Genomic DNA, 14,111 nt, shown 5'->3' on the forward strand with positions numbered 1-14,111 from the left:
GACAGGCTGCTACTCCACGCCGATGAGCAGCGGAACGGACTGCCTGCCGCCCCGGTAGACCACGGTGTCGACGGCCAGATGGCCGTCCCGTACGTAGATCTCCAGGCGGTCGGCCAGCGCGTCCGGCACGTCGTCGCCGAGCACCAGCGTCACCAGTTCGCCGCCGGCCGCCAGCATCCGGGAGAGCACCGCCTCGGCGGTGGCGGCGAGATCGGCGCCGATCACCGCCACGTCCCCGTCGATCAGGCCGAGGACGTCCCCGGCCTGGCAGATACCCGCCATGGTCCAGGACTGCCGTTCGGCGACGGCCAGTTCGGCGTAGCGGGTGGCGCCGGCCGCGGTGGTCATGGCGACCACGTCCTCGTCGAAGCGGCGGTCCGGCTGGTGCACGGCGAGCGCGGCGATGCCCTGGACGGCGGCCCTGGTCGGGATGAGGGCGACCCGTACGCCCTCGGTGCGGGCCTGTTCGGCGGCGGCCGCGGCGGTGTGCCGCAGCGCCGCGTCGTTCGGCAGGAGCACCACCTCGCGCGCGTGGGCCCGCCGGATCGCCTCGACCAGCTCCCCGCTGGCGGGCGGCTCCCCGGGGCGCGCGAGCACGGTCGTCGCGCCGGCCTCGGCGCACAGCCCCGCGAGCCCCTCGCCGGGGACCACCGCGACGACGGCCCGCTGGACCCGCTCGGGCGGCTCCTCGGCGGCGGCGCCGAAGTGGGTGATGCGGATGCGGTACGGGCGTCCCGCCTCGACCCCGGCCTCCACGGCGGCGCCCGCGTCGTCGACATGGATGTGTACGTTCCACAGTCCGTCGCCGCCGACGACGACCAGGGAGTCCCCCAGCCCGTCGAGCCGGGCCCGGAGCCGGGCCACGGAGGTGTCGTCCGCCTCCAGGAGATAGATCACCTCGAAGGCGGGTCCGCCCTCGGGGGCGCAGGACTCGACCGCCGACGCGACCGCGGCCGGATCCTCGTACCGGCGGTGGCCCATCGGGAAGGCGGCCGGTGTCTCGCCCGTGAGGGACCGCACCAGCGCGCCCAGGACGGCCAGCAGCCCGCGCCCGCCGGCGTCGACGACACCCGCGCGTCCGAGCACGGGCAGCTGGTCGGGGGTGGCCGCGAGCGCGGCGCGTGCGCCCGCGTACGCCGCGCGTACGGTGGCGCCCGCGTCCACCGCCCCGCTCCGTTCCGCCGCGTTCCGTTCCGCCGCGTCCGCCGCGGCGGAGGCCACGCTGAGGATCGTGCCCTCGACGGGGTGCGCGACAGCCTCGCGGGCCAGCGCGGCGGCCCGCCGCAGCGCCGGTGCGAGCCGGTCCGCGCCGCCCCCGCCGTCCCCCTGGGGATCCGCCGGCGCCGCGTCCGCCAGTGCCTCCGCCATCCCGCGCAGCAGCTGCGCCAGGATCGTCCCGGAATTCCCCCGGGCGCCGATCAGCGCGCCATGCGCCATGGCCCGTACGGCATCGCCCGGCGCGGGCACGGAAGCGCCGGTCTCATGGGCCGCGAAGACGGCCTCGACCGCCTGCGCCGCGGACTCCACGGTCAGATAGAGATTGGTGCCCGTGTCCCCGTCCGCGACCGGATAGACATTGATCGCGTCGATCTCCTCGCGCTCCCGGCCGAGCGCCTCCAGCGCCAGCGAGCACCAGCTCCGTACCGCTGCTGCGTCGAGGGTCTGCGGCACCTGAGGGTCCTCCTTGAGCGGCCTGGATGCGGGCTGCACGCAGGGTAGCCCGGGGACGGGAGGCGAACAGCGGGCCAACCTGGCGGAACGGAGCCGCTGCGCGTCATGGTAGTTTTCTTGTACCGAGGCAGGCGTTGTATGCTGCTGCGGTTGCCCGATGAGAGTCGGGCCAATCCCCCGGCAACGCCACATCAGTCACTGATTCCGGCACGCCGGATTTCTCTGTACGAGCATCTGAAGTCTTTGGAGTGACCCGTGGCTGCCAACTGCGACGTCTGCGGCAAGGGGCCGGGCTTCGGCAACAACATTTCGCACTCGCACCGCCGTACGTCCCGTCGCTGGAACCCGAACATCCAGCGCGTGCGTGCCGTGGTCGGTCGGACGCCGAAGCGGCTCAACGTCTGCACATCGTGCATCAAGGCCGGCAAGGTCTCGCGCTGACGCCTGCGTCGTAGCGCAGCCCCTGCGGTTGCCTTGAAAAGCCGGTCCACCTCGGTGGACCGGCTTTTTGCCGTGCTGAGGCGTGCCGTCGAAACAGCGCCGTCAAGCGCGATCAGCTGAAGCGCCACCCGTGATCCACCGGCCCGATCCCCGCTCCCAGTGGGAAGCCGTGCGCGATCGCGCCCGTCACATACTCCTTGGCCGCCCGGACGGCCTCCACGACGCACTGCCCCCGGGCCAGGCCCGAGGCGATCGCCGACGCGTAGGTGCAGCCGGTCCCGTGCGTATGCCGGTTGTCGTGGCGCGGTGCCCGCAGCCAGTGCTCCTCGGCGCCGTCGGTCAGCAGATCCACCGCGTCCCCCGGCAGATGCCCGCCCTTGATCAGCGCCCAGCGGGGCCCGAATTCGAGTACGGCGCCGGCCGCGCGCCGCAGCCCCGTCTCGTCCTCCACCTGTACCCCGGTGAGCTGGGCCACCTCGTCCAGATTGGGGGTGGCGACGGTCGCGGCCGGCAGCAGCCTCGTCCGTACGCCGTCCAGCGCCGAGGCGGCCAGCAGCGGATCTCCGTGCTTGGAGACCCCGACCGGATCGACGACCACGGGGGCGTCGGTCCCGGCGAGCAGTTCCGCGACGGCCGCGACCAGTTCGGCGGAGGAGAGCATGCCGGTCTTCACCGCCTGGACGCCGATGTCGTCGACGACGGCGCGGTACTGGGCCCGTACGGCCTCCACCGGCAGCTCCCAGGCGCCGTGTACGCCCAGGGAGTTCTGTGCCGTCACCGCCGTGAGCACGCTCATGCCGTGCACACCGAACGCCAGCATGGTCTTCAGATCCGCCTGGATGCCCGCACCGCCGCCGGAGTCCGATCCGGCGACGGTGAGCACGCGCGGAGGCACGGACGGTGGCGTCACACGCTCAGGTATCGGCATGGTGCCGAATCTACTGGGCGTCCTCGATGTCCCCGAAGTGGTCCCAGCCGCCCTTGCTGGTCCATGGCGCCCCGTCGACCGTCACCTGCGGCAGCGCGGACGGGTTGAGCACCTCACCGATCACCTTCCAGCGGGCCGGCAGCTTCACGTCCTGCGGGAACGTGGCGACGATCGCGTGATCCTCGCCTCCCGTCAGCACCCACTGGAGCGGATCGATCCCGACCGCTTGGCCGATGTCGTTCATCTGCGAGGGGATGTCGATCAGACCGGAGCGCAGATCGATACGGACCTTGCTGGCCTCCGCGATATGGCCGAGATCCGCGACGAGTCCGTCGCTGACGTCGGTCATGGCCGTGGCTCCGAGCCCGGCGGCGGCGGGACCCGCGTGGTACGGCGGCTCCGGTCTGCGGTGCGCCTCGACGAAGGCGCGGGGCGAGCGGAAGCCGCGTGAGAGCACCGCGTGCCCGGCCGCCGACCACCCCAACCAGCCGGTGTAGGCGATGACATCGCCCGGCCGGGCACCGGAGCGGGTGACCGGCTCGTGGTTACGGAGATCACCGAGCGCCGTGATGGCGATGGTGATCGTGTCGCCGCGTACGACATCGCCGCCGACCACGGCCGCCCCCGCGACCTGGCACTCGTCACGGATGCCGTCCATCAGCTCGGTGGGCCAGGTGACCGGGAGTTCGGCCGGGACGACGAGCCCGAGGAGCAGCGCGGTGGGGACCGCGCCCATCGCCGCGATATCGGCGAGGTTCTGCGCGGCCGCCTTCCGGCCGACGTCGTACGCCGTCGACCAGTCACGGCGGAAGTGCCGCCCCTCCAGCAACAGGTCCGTACTCGCCACGACCCTGCGGTCGGGCGCGGCCACGACCGCGGCGTCGTCGCCCGGCCCGAGCCGGACCGCCGGGGTGGTGGTGAGCCGGGAGGTGAGTTCTCTGATGAGACCGAACTCCCCCAACTCGCCCACGGTTCCCTTCACCGAGTCTCCCCTCTCTGTCACTTACCGGGCCGCACGCGCGGTCGCGGTCCTGCACTGCTGTCGGTACCGTCGTGAGTCGCGTCAACTTCGTCTTCCGTACGCCACCCCGCGGGCGCCACCCGGGACCCGGGTCTCCCCGCGGAACTCGGCGACGCGATACCGTGGCGTCTCTTTCCCCCACATGATCCTCGTGGCCGCCCTGGAGGTTCCGTGGTACAGGCGTACATCCTTATCCAGACCGAGGTGGGCAAGGCGACGACCGTCGCCGAGACCATCGCCAAGATTCCGGGAGTTATCCAGGCCGAGGACGTCACCGGTCCCTATGACGTGATCGTGCGCGCTCAGGCGGACACCGTCGATGAGCTGGGTCGCATGGTCGTCGCGAAAATCCAGCAAGTGGAAGGCATCACCCGCACCCTGACCTGCCCGGTCGTGCACTTGTAGCCCCCGTCTACCCTTGGCCGGTGACCATTTCCCGCCACCGGCCGTTCCGCCGCAGGCTATCCGGCCGTCCGCTCGTCCGCCTGCCCGCCGTCCTTCTGCTGGCGGCGGTGGCGGGCTGCTCCTCCACCGACGCGTCGGCGCCGGTCGCGGTTCCCAGTCCGTCCGCGGACGAGGCCGCGCTGTGCCGGGCTCTCCACAAGGAGCTGCCGAAGACCGTCTCCGACCTCGGCCGGGCTGATCCCGAGCCGTCTTCCGAACTGACCGCCGGGTGGGGTGACGCCGCGATCGTACTGCGCTGCGGTGTCCCCCGTCCCGAGGGGATGAGCGATGCCCGGTCGGACGCGGTGGAGGCGAACGGCGTCAACTGGATGCTGGAGGAACGGGACTCGGGGCCCCGCTTCACCACCACGTACCGCGAGACCTATGTGGAGGTCACCATGGACAAGCGGTTCACCCATGACTCCACCCCGCTCGCCGAGCTGGCCGCGCCGGTCAAGAAGACGATCCCGTCCAGCCTGTAGCCGGACGCGGACGGTGCGGCCACTGATGAGGGCCCGGTACGGGCGTCAGCGCAGCCCGGTCGGCCGGCGCAGCGCCGCCTGGATCAGCCGGTCGATCAGCTCCGGGTAACCGACGCCGCTCTCCTGCCACATCCTCGGGAACATCGAGATGGGCGTGAAGCCCGGCAGCGTATTGATCTCGTTGATGACGAACTCGCCGTCCTCGGTGAGGAAGAAGTCCGCGCGGACCAGGCCCTCGCAGGAGGCGGCCTCGAACGCCTCGACGGCCAGCCGCTGTACCTCGGCCGTCTGCTCCTCGGTGAGGGGCGCGGGCACCAGACCCGTGGCCGAGTCGATGTACTTGGCCTCGAAGTCGTAGAAGTCGTGCGCCGTGACCGGCGGGATCTCGGCGGGCACGCTCGCGCGGGGGCCGTCCTCGAACTCCAGCACTCCGCACTCGATCTCGCGGCCCCGCAGCAGCGACTCCACCAGGATCTTGGGGTCGTGGCGCTGGGCCTCGGCGATCGCCTCGTCGAGCCCCGAGGCGTCCTCGACCTTGGTGATCCCCATGGAGGATCCGGCGCGGGCGGGCTTCACGAAGAGCGGCCAGCCGTGCTCGGCCGCGAAGTCGGTGATCTTCTTACGGGCGGCGGCGCCCTTGGCTCCTTCGGGGCCCTGCTCCCATTCGCGGGGGCGGATCACCAGATACGGGCCGACGGGCAGCCCGAAGGAGGTGAACACCCGCTTCATGTACTCCTTGTCCTGCCCGACGGCGGAGGCGAGGACGCCCGCGCCGACGTACGGGACTCCGGAGAGCTCCAGCAGGCCCTGGAGCGTGCCGTCCTCTCCGTACGGGCCGTGCAGGACGGGGAAGACGACATCGACCTCGCCCAGCACCTTGGGTACGGAACCCGGCTCGCTGTAGACGACCTCGCGGTTGCCCGGGTCGATGGAGAGTACGACGGCGCCGTCGGTGGACTCGGCGATCTGGTCGACGCTCGGCAGCGCGCGGTCGGCGATGGCCATCCGCTCGGGATCGTCGGCGGTGAGCGCCCAGCGGCCGTCGGTGGTGATGCCGATGGGCAGGACGTCGTACTTCGTCCGGTCGATGGACCGCAGTACGGCCCCGGCCGTGACCACGGAAATGGCGTGCTCGGAGCTCCGGCCGCCGAAGACGACGGCCACGCGCGGCTTGCGGAGCTGCTGCTCAGGGCTCTGGGGGGAGTTCTCGCTGCTCATATCGCGATGAGCGTACCTGTTGGTAGCGCCCGAGTCAGCGTTGGTCGCGGCCGGGTCGGCGCCGGTCGCGCGGAGTCAGCTTCGCTCGGGCTTGGCGCTGCGCGACATCAGTTCCTTGAGCGCGACGAGCGGCGGCTTGCCGTTGTGCACGATGTCCACGACCGTCTCCGTGAGCGGCATGTCGACGCCGTGGCGGCGGGCGAGATCGAGCACGGACTCACAGGATTTGACGCCTTCCGCGGTCTGCTTGGTGACCGCGATGGTCTCCTGGAGGGTCATCCCGCGGCCGAGGTTGGTGCCGAAGGTGTGGTTGCGGGAGAGCGGCGAGGAGCAGGTGGCGATCAGATCGCCCATGCCGGCGAGGCCGGAGAAGGTGTGCGGGTCGGCGCCCATGGCGAGGCCGAGCCGGGTGGTCTCCGCCAGACCGCGGGTCATCAGGGAGGCTTTGGTGTTGTCGCCGAGACCCATGCCGTCCGCGATGCCGACGGCGAGACCGATGACGTTCTTGACCGCGCCGCCGAGTTCGCAGCCGACGACGTCGGTGTTGGTGTACGGGCGGAAGTACGGGTTGTGGCAGGCGGACTGGAGGCGGCGCGCGACGGCCTCGTCCCGGCACGCGACGACGGCGGCGGCCGGCATCCGTCCGGCGATCTCCTTGGCGAGGTTGGGGCCGGTGATCACGGCGACCCGCTCGGCCGGTGCCTTGGCGACCTCCTCGATCACCTCGCTCATCCGCTTGGCCGTGCCGAGTTCGACGCCTTTCATCAGCGAGACGAGCACGGTGTCGGCGGGCAGTACGGGCGCCCACTCGGCGAGATTGCCTCGCAGTGTCTGCGAGGGCACGGTGAGCACCGTGAACTCGGCGCCGCGGGCGGCCTCCGCGGGGTCGGTGGTGGCCCGTACGCCCGCGGGCAGTTCGAAGCCGGGCAGATAGTCCGGGTTGGTGCGCGAGGTGTTGATCGCCTCGACGACCTCCGCGCGGCGGCCCCAGACCGTCACGTCGCACCCCGCGTCGGCGAGGACCATGGCGAACGCCGTGCCCCACGAACCCGCTCCGAAGACGGCGACCCGCGTCACTTCGACCCCTCTTCCGCGGCCTTGCGCCGCTGTTCCGCCCTGGCCTTGCGATGGTCGTACGCGGCCGTGGGCACCGGCTCCCCGCGCAGTTCGGAGAGCAGTTCCGTGATCGCGGCCATGATGACCTCGGTGACCTCGCGCAGCAATTCGGGGGTGATGTCCAGGCCGTAGTAGCGCGCCAGGTCCACGGGCGGTCCGACAAGCACGTGGTGCGTCTTGCGCGGGAAGAGGTTCGGCTTCTTCGCGTACGGCGGCAGCAGCAGGTTGGCGCCCCACTGCGCGACGGGGATGACCGGGCACTTGGTCTGCAGGGCGACCCTGGCGACCCCGGTCTTGGCGGTCATGGGCCACAGGCCGGGGTCGCGGGTGAGGGTGCCCTCGGGGTAGAAGGCCACGCACTCGCCGCGCTCGACGGCCTCGATGGCGGCGCGGAAGGCGCTCAGCGCGTCGCTGGTCTCGCGGTAGACGGGAATCTGGCCGGTGCCGCGCATCACGGCCCCGATGAATCCCTTGGTGAATAGGCCGTGCTTGGCGAGGAAGCGCGGAACACGGCCGGTGTTGTACTGGAAGTGCGCGTAGGCGAACGGGTCGAGATGCGAATTGTGGTTCACCGCGGTGATGAATCCACCGTCGGCCGGAATGTGCTCCGCACCCTTCCAGTCCCGCTTGAGCAGAACGATCAGCGGCGGTTTCGCGATGGCCGCCGCAAGGCGGTACCAGAAGCCGATTCTGCGGCGGGACACTCGGACACCTTCCTCTTCTCGCCCGGCTCACTGCCCGGCTGCCGGGGGTCAAGTGTGGCCCCGGGCCCCTGCTCTGTCGAGAACACCGTACGCCTCGCCTCCGGGACCACCTCTGTGGGCCGGGACGGTGCCGGGCCACAATAGAGGGCGGATACACCTGGGCCGCTACAGCATGGACGGAGAGTTCGCCACGAACACCGACCCGACCGCCCGCTGGTCTCTGGTCGTCCCCCTCAAACCGCTCCGGCTGGCCAAGAGCAGGCTCGCCGGGACGGCGGGCGACGCCCTGCGCCCGCGGCTCGCCCTCGCGTTCGCGCAGGACACCGTGGCAGCCGCGCTGGCCAGCCCCGTGGTCCGGGATGTGGTGGTCGTCACGGACGACCCGACGGCGAGCGCGGAACTGGCCGAGCTGGGGGCGCGTATCGTGCCCGACTCCCCGGCGAACGGTCTCAACGCGGCGCTGGCGCATGGCGCGCGGGCCGTCAGGGCGGTCAGGCCACGGGCGGCCGTGGCCGCGCTCAACGCGGATCTGCCGGCGCTGCGGCCCGCCGAACTGGCCCGGGTGCTCTCCGCCGCGGACGCATTTCCACGCGCCTTTCTCGCGGACGCCGCCGAAATCGGTACGACATTGCTGACGGCCGCGCCCGGTGCCGAATTGAATCCGGCTTTCGGCGGCCCCTCCCGGCATCGGCATTTGTCCTCGGGAGCGGTGGAAATTGTCCTGACCGGGGTCGATTCCGTACGACAGGACGTCGACACGGGCGATGATCTGCGGGCGGCGGCGGCGCTGGGGCTGGGCCCGTACACGGCCCGCCGGTACGCGCCGTGCGGCCCGCTGCCCGCGCCGCGGCCGGGGAGCTGAGCGCGGCCCCCACGGCGGCCACCACGGGCCGGCGGAGGACCGCTACGCTGCGGTTATGCAGGCGACCTCGTACACATACGATTCCGAGACCCGCGCCGGAAGTGTGCTGTTGGACGACGGCACCCCGGTGGAGTTCGACGCGGCCGCCTTCGACGCCGGCGGGCTGCTGCTGCTCCGGCAAGGACAGCGCGTACGGATCGAGACCGAGGGCGAGGGCGCGTCCCTGAGGATCACGCTGGTGACGCTCCAGACGCTCTGACGCGTCCCGTCCAGGGCCTTCCCGTACCCCGTACAACGCCGCGGGCCGGGCTCCCCGAGGGGAGCCCGGCCCGGCGCGTGTGGCCCTGTGCCGCTTCCTGCCTACTTCTTCCTGGCGGCGGTCTTCTTCGCGGTGGTGGTGCGCGCGGTGGCCTTTCGCGCGGGGGCCTTCTTGGCCGTCGCCTTCTTGGCCGGCGCGGTCTTCTTCGCGGTGGCCTTCTTGGCCGCGGCCGTCTTGGCGGTCTTCTTCGCCGGCGTGGCCTTCTTCGCGGTGGCCTTCTTGGCGGCGGCGGTCTTCTTGACCGCGGTCTTCTTGGCGGCCGTGGCCTTCTTGACCGCGGTCTTGCGGGCCGCCGCGGTCTTGGCGGTGGCCTTCTTGGCCGCGGCCTTCACGGTCGTACGGGCGGAAACGCCGCCCGAGAGGCTGCCCTTGGGAGCCTTCTTGACGGCCACCTCGCCGCCCCTGGGGAGCTTCTTCGAGCCGCTGACCAGGTCCTTGAAGCCCTGTCCCGCGCGGAAGCGGGGCACCGAGGTCTTCTTGACCCGGACGCGCTCACCGGTCTGCGGGTTACGGGCGTAACGGGCCGGGCGGTCGACCTTCTCGAACGAGCCGAATCCGGTGACCGAGACCCGGTCTCCGGCGACCACCGCGCGGACGATCGCGTCGAGTACCGCGTCGACCGCGTCCGCGGCCTGCTGGCGGCCGCCGACCTTGTCCGCAATCGCTTCTACGAGCTGCGCCTTGTTCACGTCTTCCCCTTCGGAGACATTGCCAGAACGAAAGTGTTCAAGCTTTTTCGCACGTTAGGCAGATATATACCGCAAATCAAACACGAAACGGGCTAATCACCCTAGTGCCGCAACGAAGTCGACCTGGCGGAGATCCGCGGAGGTCAGTCGCCTTCCGGAAATCGACCCTCGTCCAGGTCCTTCATCAAGCGGTCCAGACGTCGCGCCGCATCCGGGAGATCGTGTTTCGCCGCGGCCGTGATGACCAGCAGCTTCCGGGAGAGCGCCATCCGTACGCCATCCGGGACTTGCAGTGCACGCACCTTCGCGTGCGCTTCTTTGAGTTGTTCGGCGACTAACCCGTAGAGCTTGAGTTGGCTGTCGCGTTCCATGCACCGATTGTGCCATCTGGGGCGAGTTGTCGCCCGGCGGGGGCTCAACAAGCAACTGCACCCCCTGCCGGGAGGCAGGGGGTGCAGTAGGGGAAAAGCGCTGCTCAGGCGGTAATTGTGCGCGGTTTGAAGGACGGCCTGGCGGCCTCGTACGCGGCGATGTCCGCTTCGTTCTGAAGGGTGAGACTGATGTCGTCGAGCCCGTTCAGCAACCGCCAGCGGGCGTTCTCGTCAAGCTCGAAATCAGCCGTCAGCGTTGCTCCGTCGGGGGAGGTCGCCCGCACCTGGCGCTGCTCCAGGTCCACGGCGATCTCCGCCGTGGGGTCGCTCTCCGCGATCGCCCAGAGGGCGTCCACGACCGGCTGCTCCAGAACCACGGTCAGCAGACCGTTCTTGAGCGAGTTGCCGCGGAAGATATCGGCGAACCGGGAGGAGATGACGGCCTTGAAACCGAAGTTCTGCAGGGCCCAGACGGCGTGTTCACGGGACGATCCGGTGCCGAAGTCCGGTCCCGCGACCAGCACGGTGGCCCCCGCGTACTCGGGGCGGTTGAGGACGAACTCGGGGTCCTTGCGCCAGGCCTCGAAGAGCCCGTCCTCGAAACCGTCGCGGGTGACCTTCTTGAGCCAGTGCGCCGGGATGATCTGGTCGGTGTCCACGTTGCTGCGGCGCAGCGGTACGGCCCGGCCGGTGTGGGTGGTGAAGGCTTCCATGGTTATCGCGCTCCAGCGGGCGTACGGGCGCCGGCATCGGTGTCGGACAGATCGGCGGGCGAGGCCAGGTGACCCAGCACGGCGGTGGCGGCGGCGACCTGGGGGGAGACCAGGTGGGTACGGCCGCCCTTGCCCTGCCGGCCCTCGAAGTTGCGGTTGGAGGTGGACGCGGAGCGCTCGCCGGGCGCGAGTTGGTCGGGGTTCATGCCCAGACACATCGAGCAGCCCGCGTGGCGCCACTCCGCTCCCGCGGCGGTGAAGACCTTGTCCAGGCCCTCTTCGACGGCCTGGAGGGCGACCCGTACCGAACCGGGGACCACCAGCATCCGTACACCGTCCGCGACTTTGCGGCCGTCGAGCAGCGAGGCCGCCGAGCGCAGGTCCTCGATACGGCCGTTGGTGCAGGAGCCTACGAAGACGGTGTCGACCCTGATGTCGCGCAGCGCCTGCCCGGCGGTCAACCCCATGTATTCCAGGGCCCTTTCGGCGGCGTGGCGCTCCGAGGCGTCCTCGTACGAAGCCGGGTCGGGGACGTTCGCGGAGAGCGGCGCTCCCTGGCCGGGGTTGGTGCCCCAGGTGACGAACGGGGCCAGTTCCGCGGCGTCGATGAAGACCTCGGCGTCGAAGACCGCGTCGTCGTCGGTGCGCAGCGTCCGCCAGTAGGCGACCGCCGCGTCCCAGTCCGCGCCCTCGGGGGCGTGGTCGCGGCCCTTGAGGTAGGTGAAGGTGGTCTCGTCGGGGGCGATCATGCCCGCCCTGGCCCCGGCTTCGATGGACATGTTGCAGATGGTCATCCGCGCTTCCATCGAGAGCTTCTCGATGGCGGAGCCCCGGTATTCGAGGATGTAGCCCTGGCCGCCGCCGGTGCCGATCCTCGCGATGATCGCGAGGATCAGGTCCTTCGCGGTGACCTCGGCGGGCAGTTCGCCCTCGACCGTGATCGCCATGGTCCTGGGGCGGGCCAGCGGCAGCGTCTGGGTGGCCAGGACATGCTCGACCTGGCTGGTGCCGATGCCGAACGCCAGCGCGCCGAAGGCGCCGTGGGTGGAGGTGTGACTGTCGCCGCAGACCACGGTGGTGCCGGGCTGGGTCAGCCCCAGCTGCGGGCCCACGACATGGACGACGCCCTGCTCGACATCGCCGAGCGGATGCAGCCGTACGCCGAAGTCGGCGCAGTTCTTACGGAGCGTCTCCAACTGGACACGGGAGACGGGGTCCGCGATGGGCTTGTCGATGTCGAGGGTGGGGGTGTTGTGGTCCTCGGTCGCGATGGTGAGGTCGAGCCGCCGGACCTTCCGGTCGCTCATCCGCAGGCCGTCGAAGGCCTGGGGGCTGGTCACCTCGTGCAGCAGGTGCAGATCGATGAAGAGGAGGTCGGGCTCGCCCTCTGCGCGCCGGACGACATGATCGTCCCAGACCTTCTCCGCGAGTGTCCTACCCATCGCTTTCCCTCCGACCGGCTCTCACAGCCGGCGCTCCTAGAGATATGTGGGCCCACGTCCGTTCCCCACGTACCGGACGTCGCCTGGAGACCCGTCGGTCCGCGGGCCCGTACATACAGGTTGGCAAGTTCCCTGGGAAATTGAACTTGCGTTTCACAGAGTGAGACGCGAGTATCGTTTCATGGACAACTCTAGCGGCGTCGGCGTTCTCGACAAGGCTGCTCTGGTATTGAGCGCCCTGGAGTCCGGTCCGGCCACCCTCGCCGGACTGGTCGCGGCGACCGGGCTCGCACGGCCCACGGCCCACAGACTGGCCGTGGCACTGGAACATCACCGGCTGGTGGCGAGGGACATGCAGGGCCGGTTCATTCTCGGCCCGCGGCTGGCCGAGCTGGCCGCCGCGGCCGGCGAGGACCGTCTGCTGGCCACGGCCGGACCCGTACTCACACATCTGCGGGACATGACCGGCGAGAGCGCGCAGCTCTACCGACGCCAGGGTGATATGCGGATATGCGTGGCGGCGGCGGAGCGGCTCTCCGGACTGCGGGACACGGTCCCGGTCGGCTCCACGCTCACGATGAAGGCGGGCTCCTCGGCCCAGATCCTGATGGCCTGGGAGGAGCCCGAGCGGCTGCACCGCGGTCTCCAGGGGGCCAGGTTCACGGCGACGGCGCTCTCGGGCGTACGGCGCAGGGGCTGGGCCCAGTCGATCGGCGAGCGCGAGCCGGGGGTGGCCTCGGTCTCCGCGCCGGTACGGGGGCCCTCCAACCGCGTGGTCGCGGCGGTCTCGGTATCCGGACCGATCGAGCGGCTCACCCGGCACCCGGGCCGGATGCACGCGCAGGCCGTGATAGACGCGGCGGGCCGGCTGAGCGAGGCCCTGCGCCGCAGCGGCTGATCCGCCGCCGCCAGACCCCCAGGGCCTGTCGTCTCACGCTCCCCCGCCGCACTCCCCGTTACGTACGTTCCACTGCCCGCTCACACCGGCAGGCCGCTCCAGCGCCGCAGCGGCCGGGCCGGTACCGCCGGACCGCACAGGCCGGCGGAGGAGTCCAACAGGCGCTCAGGCAGCGGCGGTTGACAGCGCGGTGGCGGCGGCCGTGGACAGCGGAAAGGCCCTCCCGCGAACGGAAGGGCCTTCTCGTACTACTTGATGTACCCCCGACCGGATTCGAACCGGCGCTACTGCCGTGAGAGGGCAGCGTGCTAGGCCGCTACACAACGGGGGCATGGACCGAAGTCCAGCTGGGCTACCAGGACTCGAACCTAGAACAACGGAACCAGAAACCGTCGTGTTGCCAATTACACCATAGCCCATAGTGGTTTAGACCAGTACCCCCGACCGGATTCGAACCGGCGCTACCGCCTTGAGAGGGCGGCGTGCTAGGCCGCTACACAACGGGGGCCCTAGCGATCCTGCATCGACGTATCCGGGTGCGACCCGAAGGCATCGGAGAGAAGGATCTGTACCCCCGACCGGATTCGAACCGGCGCTACTGCCGTGAGAGGGCAGCGTGCTAGGCCGCTACACAACGGGGGCGTTGCAGAGAACATCTGCGCTGGGCTACCAGGACTCGAACCTAGACTAACGGAACCAGAAACCGTCGTGCTGCCAATTACACCATAGCCCACCAAAACTGAACCCCCATGCGGGGGTTTGTCTGGCTTACGTCTCCCGGTCGGACCTTTC

General features: G+C 70.4%; 16 protein-coding genes and 5 tRNA genes. 6 read left to right on the top strand and 15 right to left on the bottom strand.

The window, feature by feature from the left end:
- Positions 1 to 9 precede the first annotated feature (9 nt).
- Complete coding sequence (locus tag IF11_RS0113375; RefSeq protein WP_030351775.1) at positions 10 to 1,671, bottom strand: DAK2 domain-containing protein; 1,662 nt, start codon at positions 1,669 to 1,671, stop codon at positions 10 to 12.
- Positions 1,672 to 1,926: 255 nt separating this feature from the next.
- On the opposite strand from IF11_RS0113375, the gene rpmB reads away from it, so the two are divergent.
- Positions 1,927 to 2,112, top strand: coding sequence for a 50S ribosomal protein L28 (rpmB, locus tag IF11_RS0113380; RefSeq protein ID WP_003957616.1), 186 nt, complete (start codon positions 1,927 to 1,929; stop codon positions 2,110 to 2,112).
- A gap of 112 nt (positions 2,113 to 2,224) precedes the next feature.
- Here the strand turns inward: rpmB and thiD are convergent, their stop codons facing one another.
- Together thiD and IF11_RS0113390 are read right to left on the bottom strand one after the other, a co-directional pair.
- Positions 2,225 to 3,040: a bifunctional hydroxymethylpyrimidine kinase/phosphomethylpyrimidine kinase gene (gene thiD, locus IF11_RS0113385; protein ID WP_030351776.1), complete on the bottom strand. Its 816-nt coding sequence runs from the start codon at positions 3,038 to 3,040 to the stop codon at positions 2,225 to 2,227.
- A gap of 10 nt (positions 3,041 to 3,050) precedes the next feature.
- Positions 3,051 to 4,022 carry a thiamine-phosphate kinase gene (locus IF11_RS0113390; protein WP_030351777.1) on the bottom strand — a complete coding sequence of 324 codons (972 nt, stop codon included), beginning with the start codon at positions 4,020 to 4,022 and terminating at the stop codon, positions 3,051 to 3,053.
- Between the two features lie 210 nt (positions 4,023 to 4,232).
- Between IF11_RS0113390 and IF11_RS0113395 the strand changes: the two genes are divergently transcribed.
- Both IF11_RS0113395 and IF11_RS0113400 read left to right on the top strand, forming a co-directional pair.
- Positions 4,233 to 4,466 carry an Lrp/AsnC family transcriptional regulator gene (locus IF11_RS0113395; protein WP_030351778.1) on the top strand — a complete coding sequence of 78 codons (234 nt, stop codon included), beginning with the start codon at positions 4,233 to 4,235 and terminating at the stop codon, positions 4,464 to 4,466.
- Positions 4,467 to 4,492: 26 nt separating this feature from the next.
- Positions 4,493 to 4,987: a DUF3515 domain-containing protein gene (locus IF11_RS0113400; protein ID WP_030351779.1), complete on the top strand. Its 495-nt coding sequence runs from the start codon at positions 4,493 to 4,495 to the stop codon at positions 4,985 to 4,987.
- Between the two features lie 45 nt (positions 4,988 to 5,032).
- Here IF11_RS0113400 and IF11_RS0113405 read toward each other — a convergent pair whose 3' ends face one another.
- The 3 genes from IF11_RS0113405 to IF11_RS0113415 form a co-directional block, all read right to left on the bottom strand.
- Positions 5,033 to 6,205, bottom strand: coding sequence for a D-alanine--D-alanine ligase family protein (locus IF11_RS0113405; RefSeq protein ID WP_030351780.1), 1,173 nt, complete (start codon positions 6,203 to 6,205; stop codon positions 5,033 to 5,035).
- A 75-nt stretch (positions 6,206 to 6,280) separates the two neighbouring features.
- Positions 6,281 to 7,282, bottom strand: coding sequence for an NAD(P)H-dependent glycerol-3-phosphate dehydrogenase (locus IF11_RS0113410; protein ID WP_030351781.1), 1,002 nt, complete (start codon positions 7,280 to 7,282; stop codon positions 6,281 to 6,283).
- Positions 7,279 to 8,025 carry a lysophospholipid acyltransferase family protein gene (locus tag IF11_RS0113415; RefSeq protein ID WP_030351782.1) on the bottom strand — a complete coding sequence of 249 codons (747 nt, stop codon included), beginning with the start codon at positions 8,023 to 8,025 and terminating at the stop codon, positions 7,279 to 7,281. The genes IF11_RS0113410 and IF11_RS0113415 overlap by 4 nt, the downstream gene beginning before the upstream one ends.
- Positions 8,026 to 8,197: 172 nt before the next feature.
- On the opposite strand from IF11_RS0113415, the gene cofC reads away from it, so the two are divergent.
- Together cofC and IF11_RS0113425 are read left to right on the top strand one after the other, a co-directional pair.
- A complete protein-coding gene (gene cofC / locus IF11_RS0113420; protein WP_030351783.1) occupies positions 8,198 to 8,887 on the top strand; it encodes a 2-phospho-L-lactate guanylyltransferase in 690 nt (229 codons plus the stop codon).
- A gap of 55 nt (positions 8,888 to 8,942) precedes the next feature.
- Entirely contained in the window at positions 8,943 to 9,146 is a 204-nt protein-coding gene (locus IF11_RS0113425; RefSeq protein WP_030351784.1) for a hypothetical protein, read from the top strand.
- A gap of 101 nt (positions 9,147 to 9,247) precedes the next feature.
- Here the strand turns inward: IF11_RS0113425 and IF11_RS0113430 are convergent, their stop codons facing one another.
- From IF11_RS0113430 to leuC, 4 genes are all read right to left on the bottom strand, one after another.
- Positions 9,248 to 9,895, bottom strand: a complete 648-nt coding sequence (locus IF11_RS0113430; protein ID WP_030351785.1) for an HU family DNA-binding protein — start codon at positions 9,893 to 9,895, stop codon at positions 9,248 to 9,250.
- A 143-nt stretch (positions 9,896 to 10,038) separates the two neighbouring features.
- Positions 10,039 to 10,266, bottom strand: coding sequence for an SCO5555 family protein (locus IF11_RS0113435; protein WP_030351786.1), 228 nt, complete (start codon positions 10,264 to 10,266; stop codon positions 10,039 to 10,041).
- A 104-nt stretch (positions 10,267 to 10,370) separates the two neighbouring features.
- A complete protein-coding gene (gene leuD / locus IF11_RS0113440; protein WP_030351787.1) occupies positions 10,371 to 10,979 on the bottom strand; it encodes a 3-isopropylmalate dehydratase small subunit in 609 nt (202 codons plus the stop codon).
- A 2-nt stretch (positions 10,980 to 10,981) separates the two neighbouring features.
- On the bottom strand, positions 10,982 to 12,421 hold the full coding sequence (gene leuC / locus IF11_RS0113445) for a 3-isopropylmalate dehydratase large subunit (protein WP_030351788.1): 1,440 nt from the start codon (positions 12,419 to 12,421) through the stop codon (positions 10,982 to 10,984).
- A 181-nt stretch (positions 12,422 to 12,602) separates the two neighbouring features.
- On the opposite strand from leuC, the gene ndgR reads away from it, so the two are divergent.
- Positions 12,603 to 13,319, top strand: coding sequence for an IclR family transcriptional regulator NdgR (gene ndgR, locus IF11_RS0113450; protein WP_030351789.1), 717 nt, complete (start codon positions 12,603 to 12,605; stop codon positions 13,317 to 13,319).
- Between the two features lie 258 nt (positions 13,320 to 13,577).
- On the opposite strand, the gene IF11_RS0113455 is transcribed toward ndgR, so the two are convergent.
- The 5 genes from IF11_RS0113455 to IF11_RS0113475 form a co-directional block, all read right to left on the bottom strand.
- Positions 13,578 to 13,650, bottom strand: a tRNA-Glu gene (locus IF11_RS0113455).
- 16 nt (positions 13,651 to 13,666) lie between these two features.
- Positions 13,667 to 13,738: transfer RNA gene (locus IF11_RS0113460), tRNA-Gln, on the bottom strand.
- A 16-nt stretch (positions 13,739 to 13,754) separates the two neighbouring features.
- Positions 13,755 to 13,827 (bottom strand) — tRNA-Glu (locus IF11_RS0113465).
- A gap of 61 nt (positions 13,828 to 13,888) precedes the next feature.
- Positions 13,889 to 13,961, bottom strand: a tRNA-Glu gene (locus IF11_RS0113470).
- Between the two features lie 19 nt (positions 13,962 to 13,980).
- Positions 13,981 to 14,052: transfer RNA gene (locus IF11_RS0113475), tRNA-Gln, on the bottom strand.
- Positions 14,053 to 14,111 lie beyond the last annotated feature (59 nt).

This window comes from Streptomyces scopuliridis RB72 (assembly GCF_000718095.1).
GTDB classification, from domain to species: Bacteria; Actinomycetota; Actinomycetes; order Streptomycetales; family Streptomycetaceae; genus Streptomyces; species Streptomyces scopuliridis.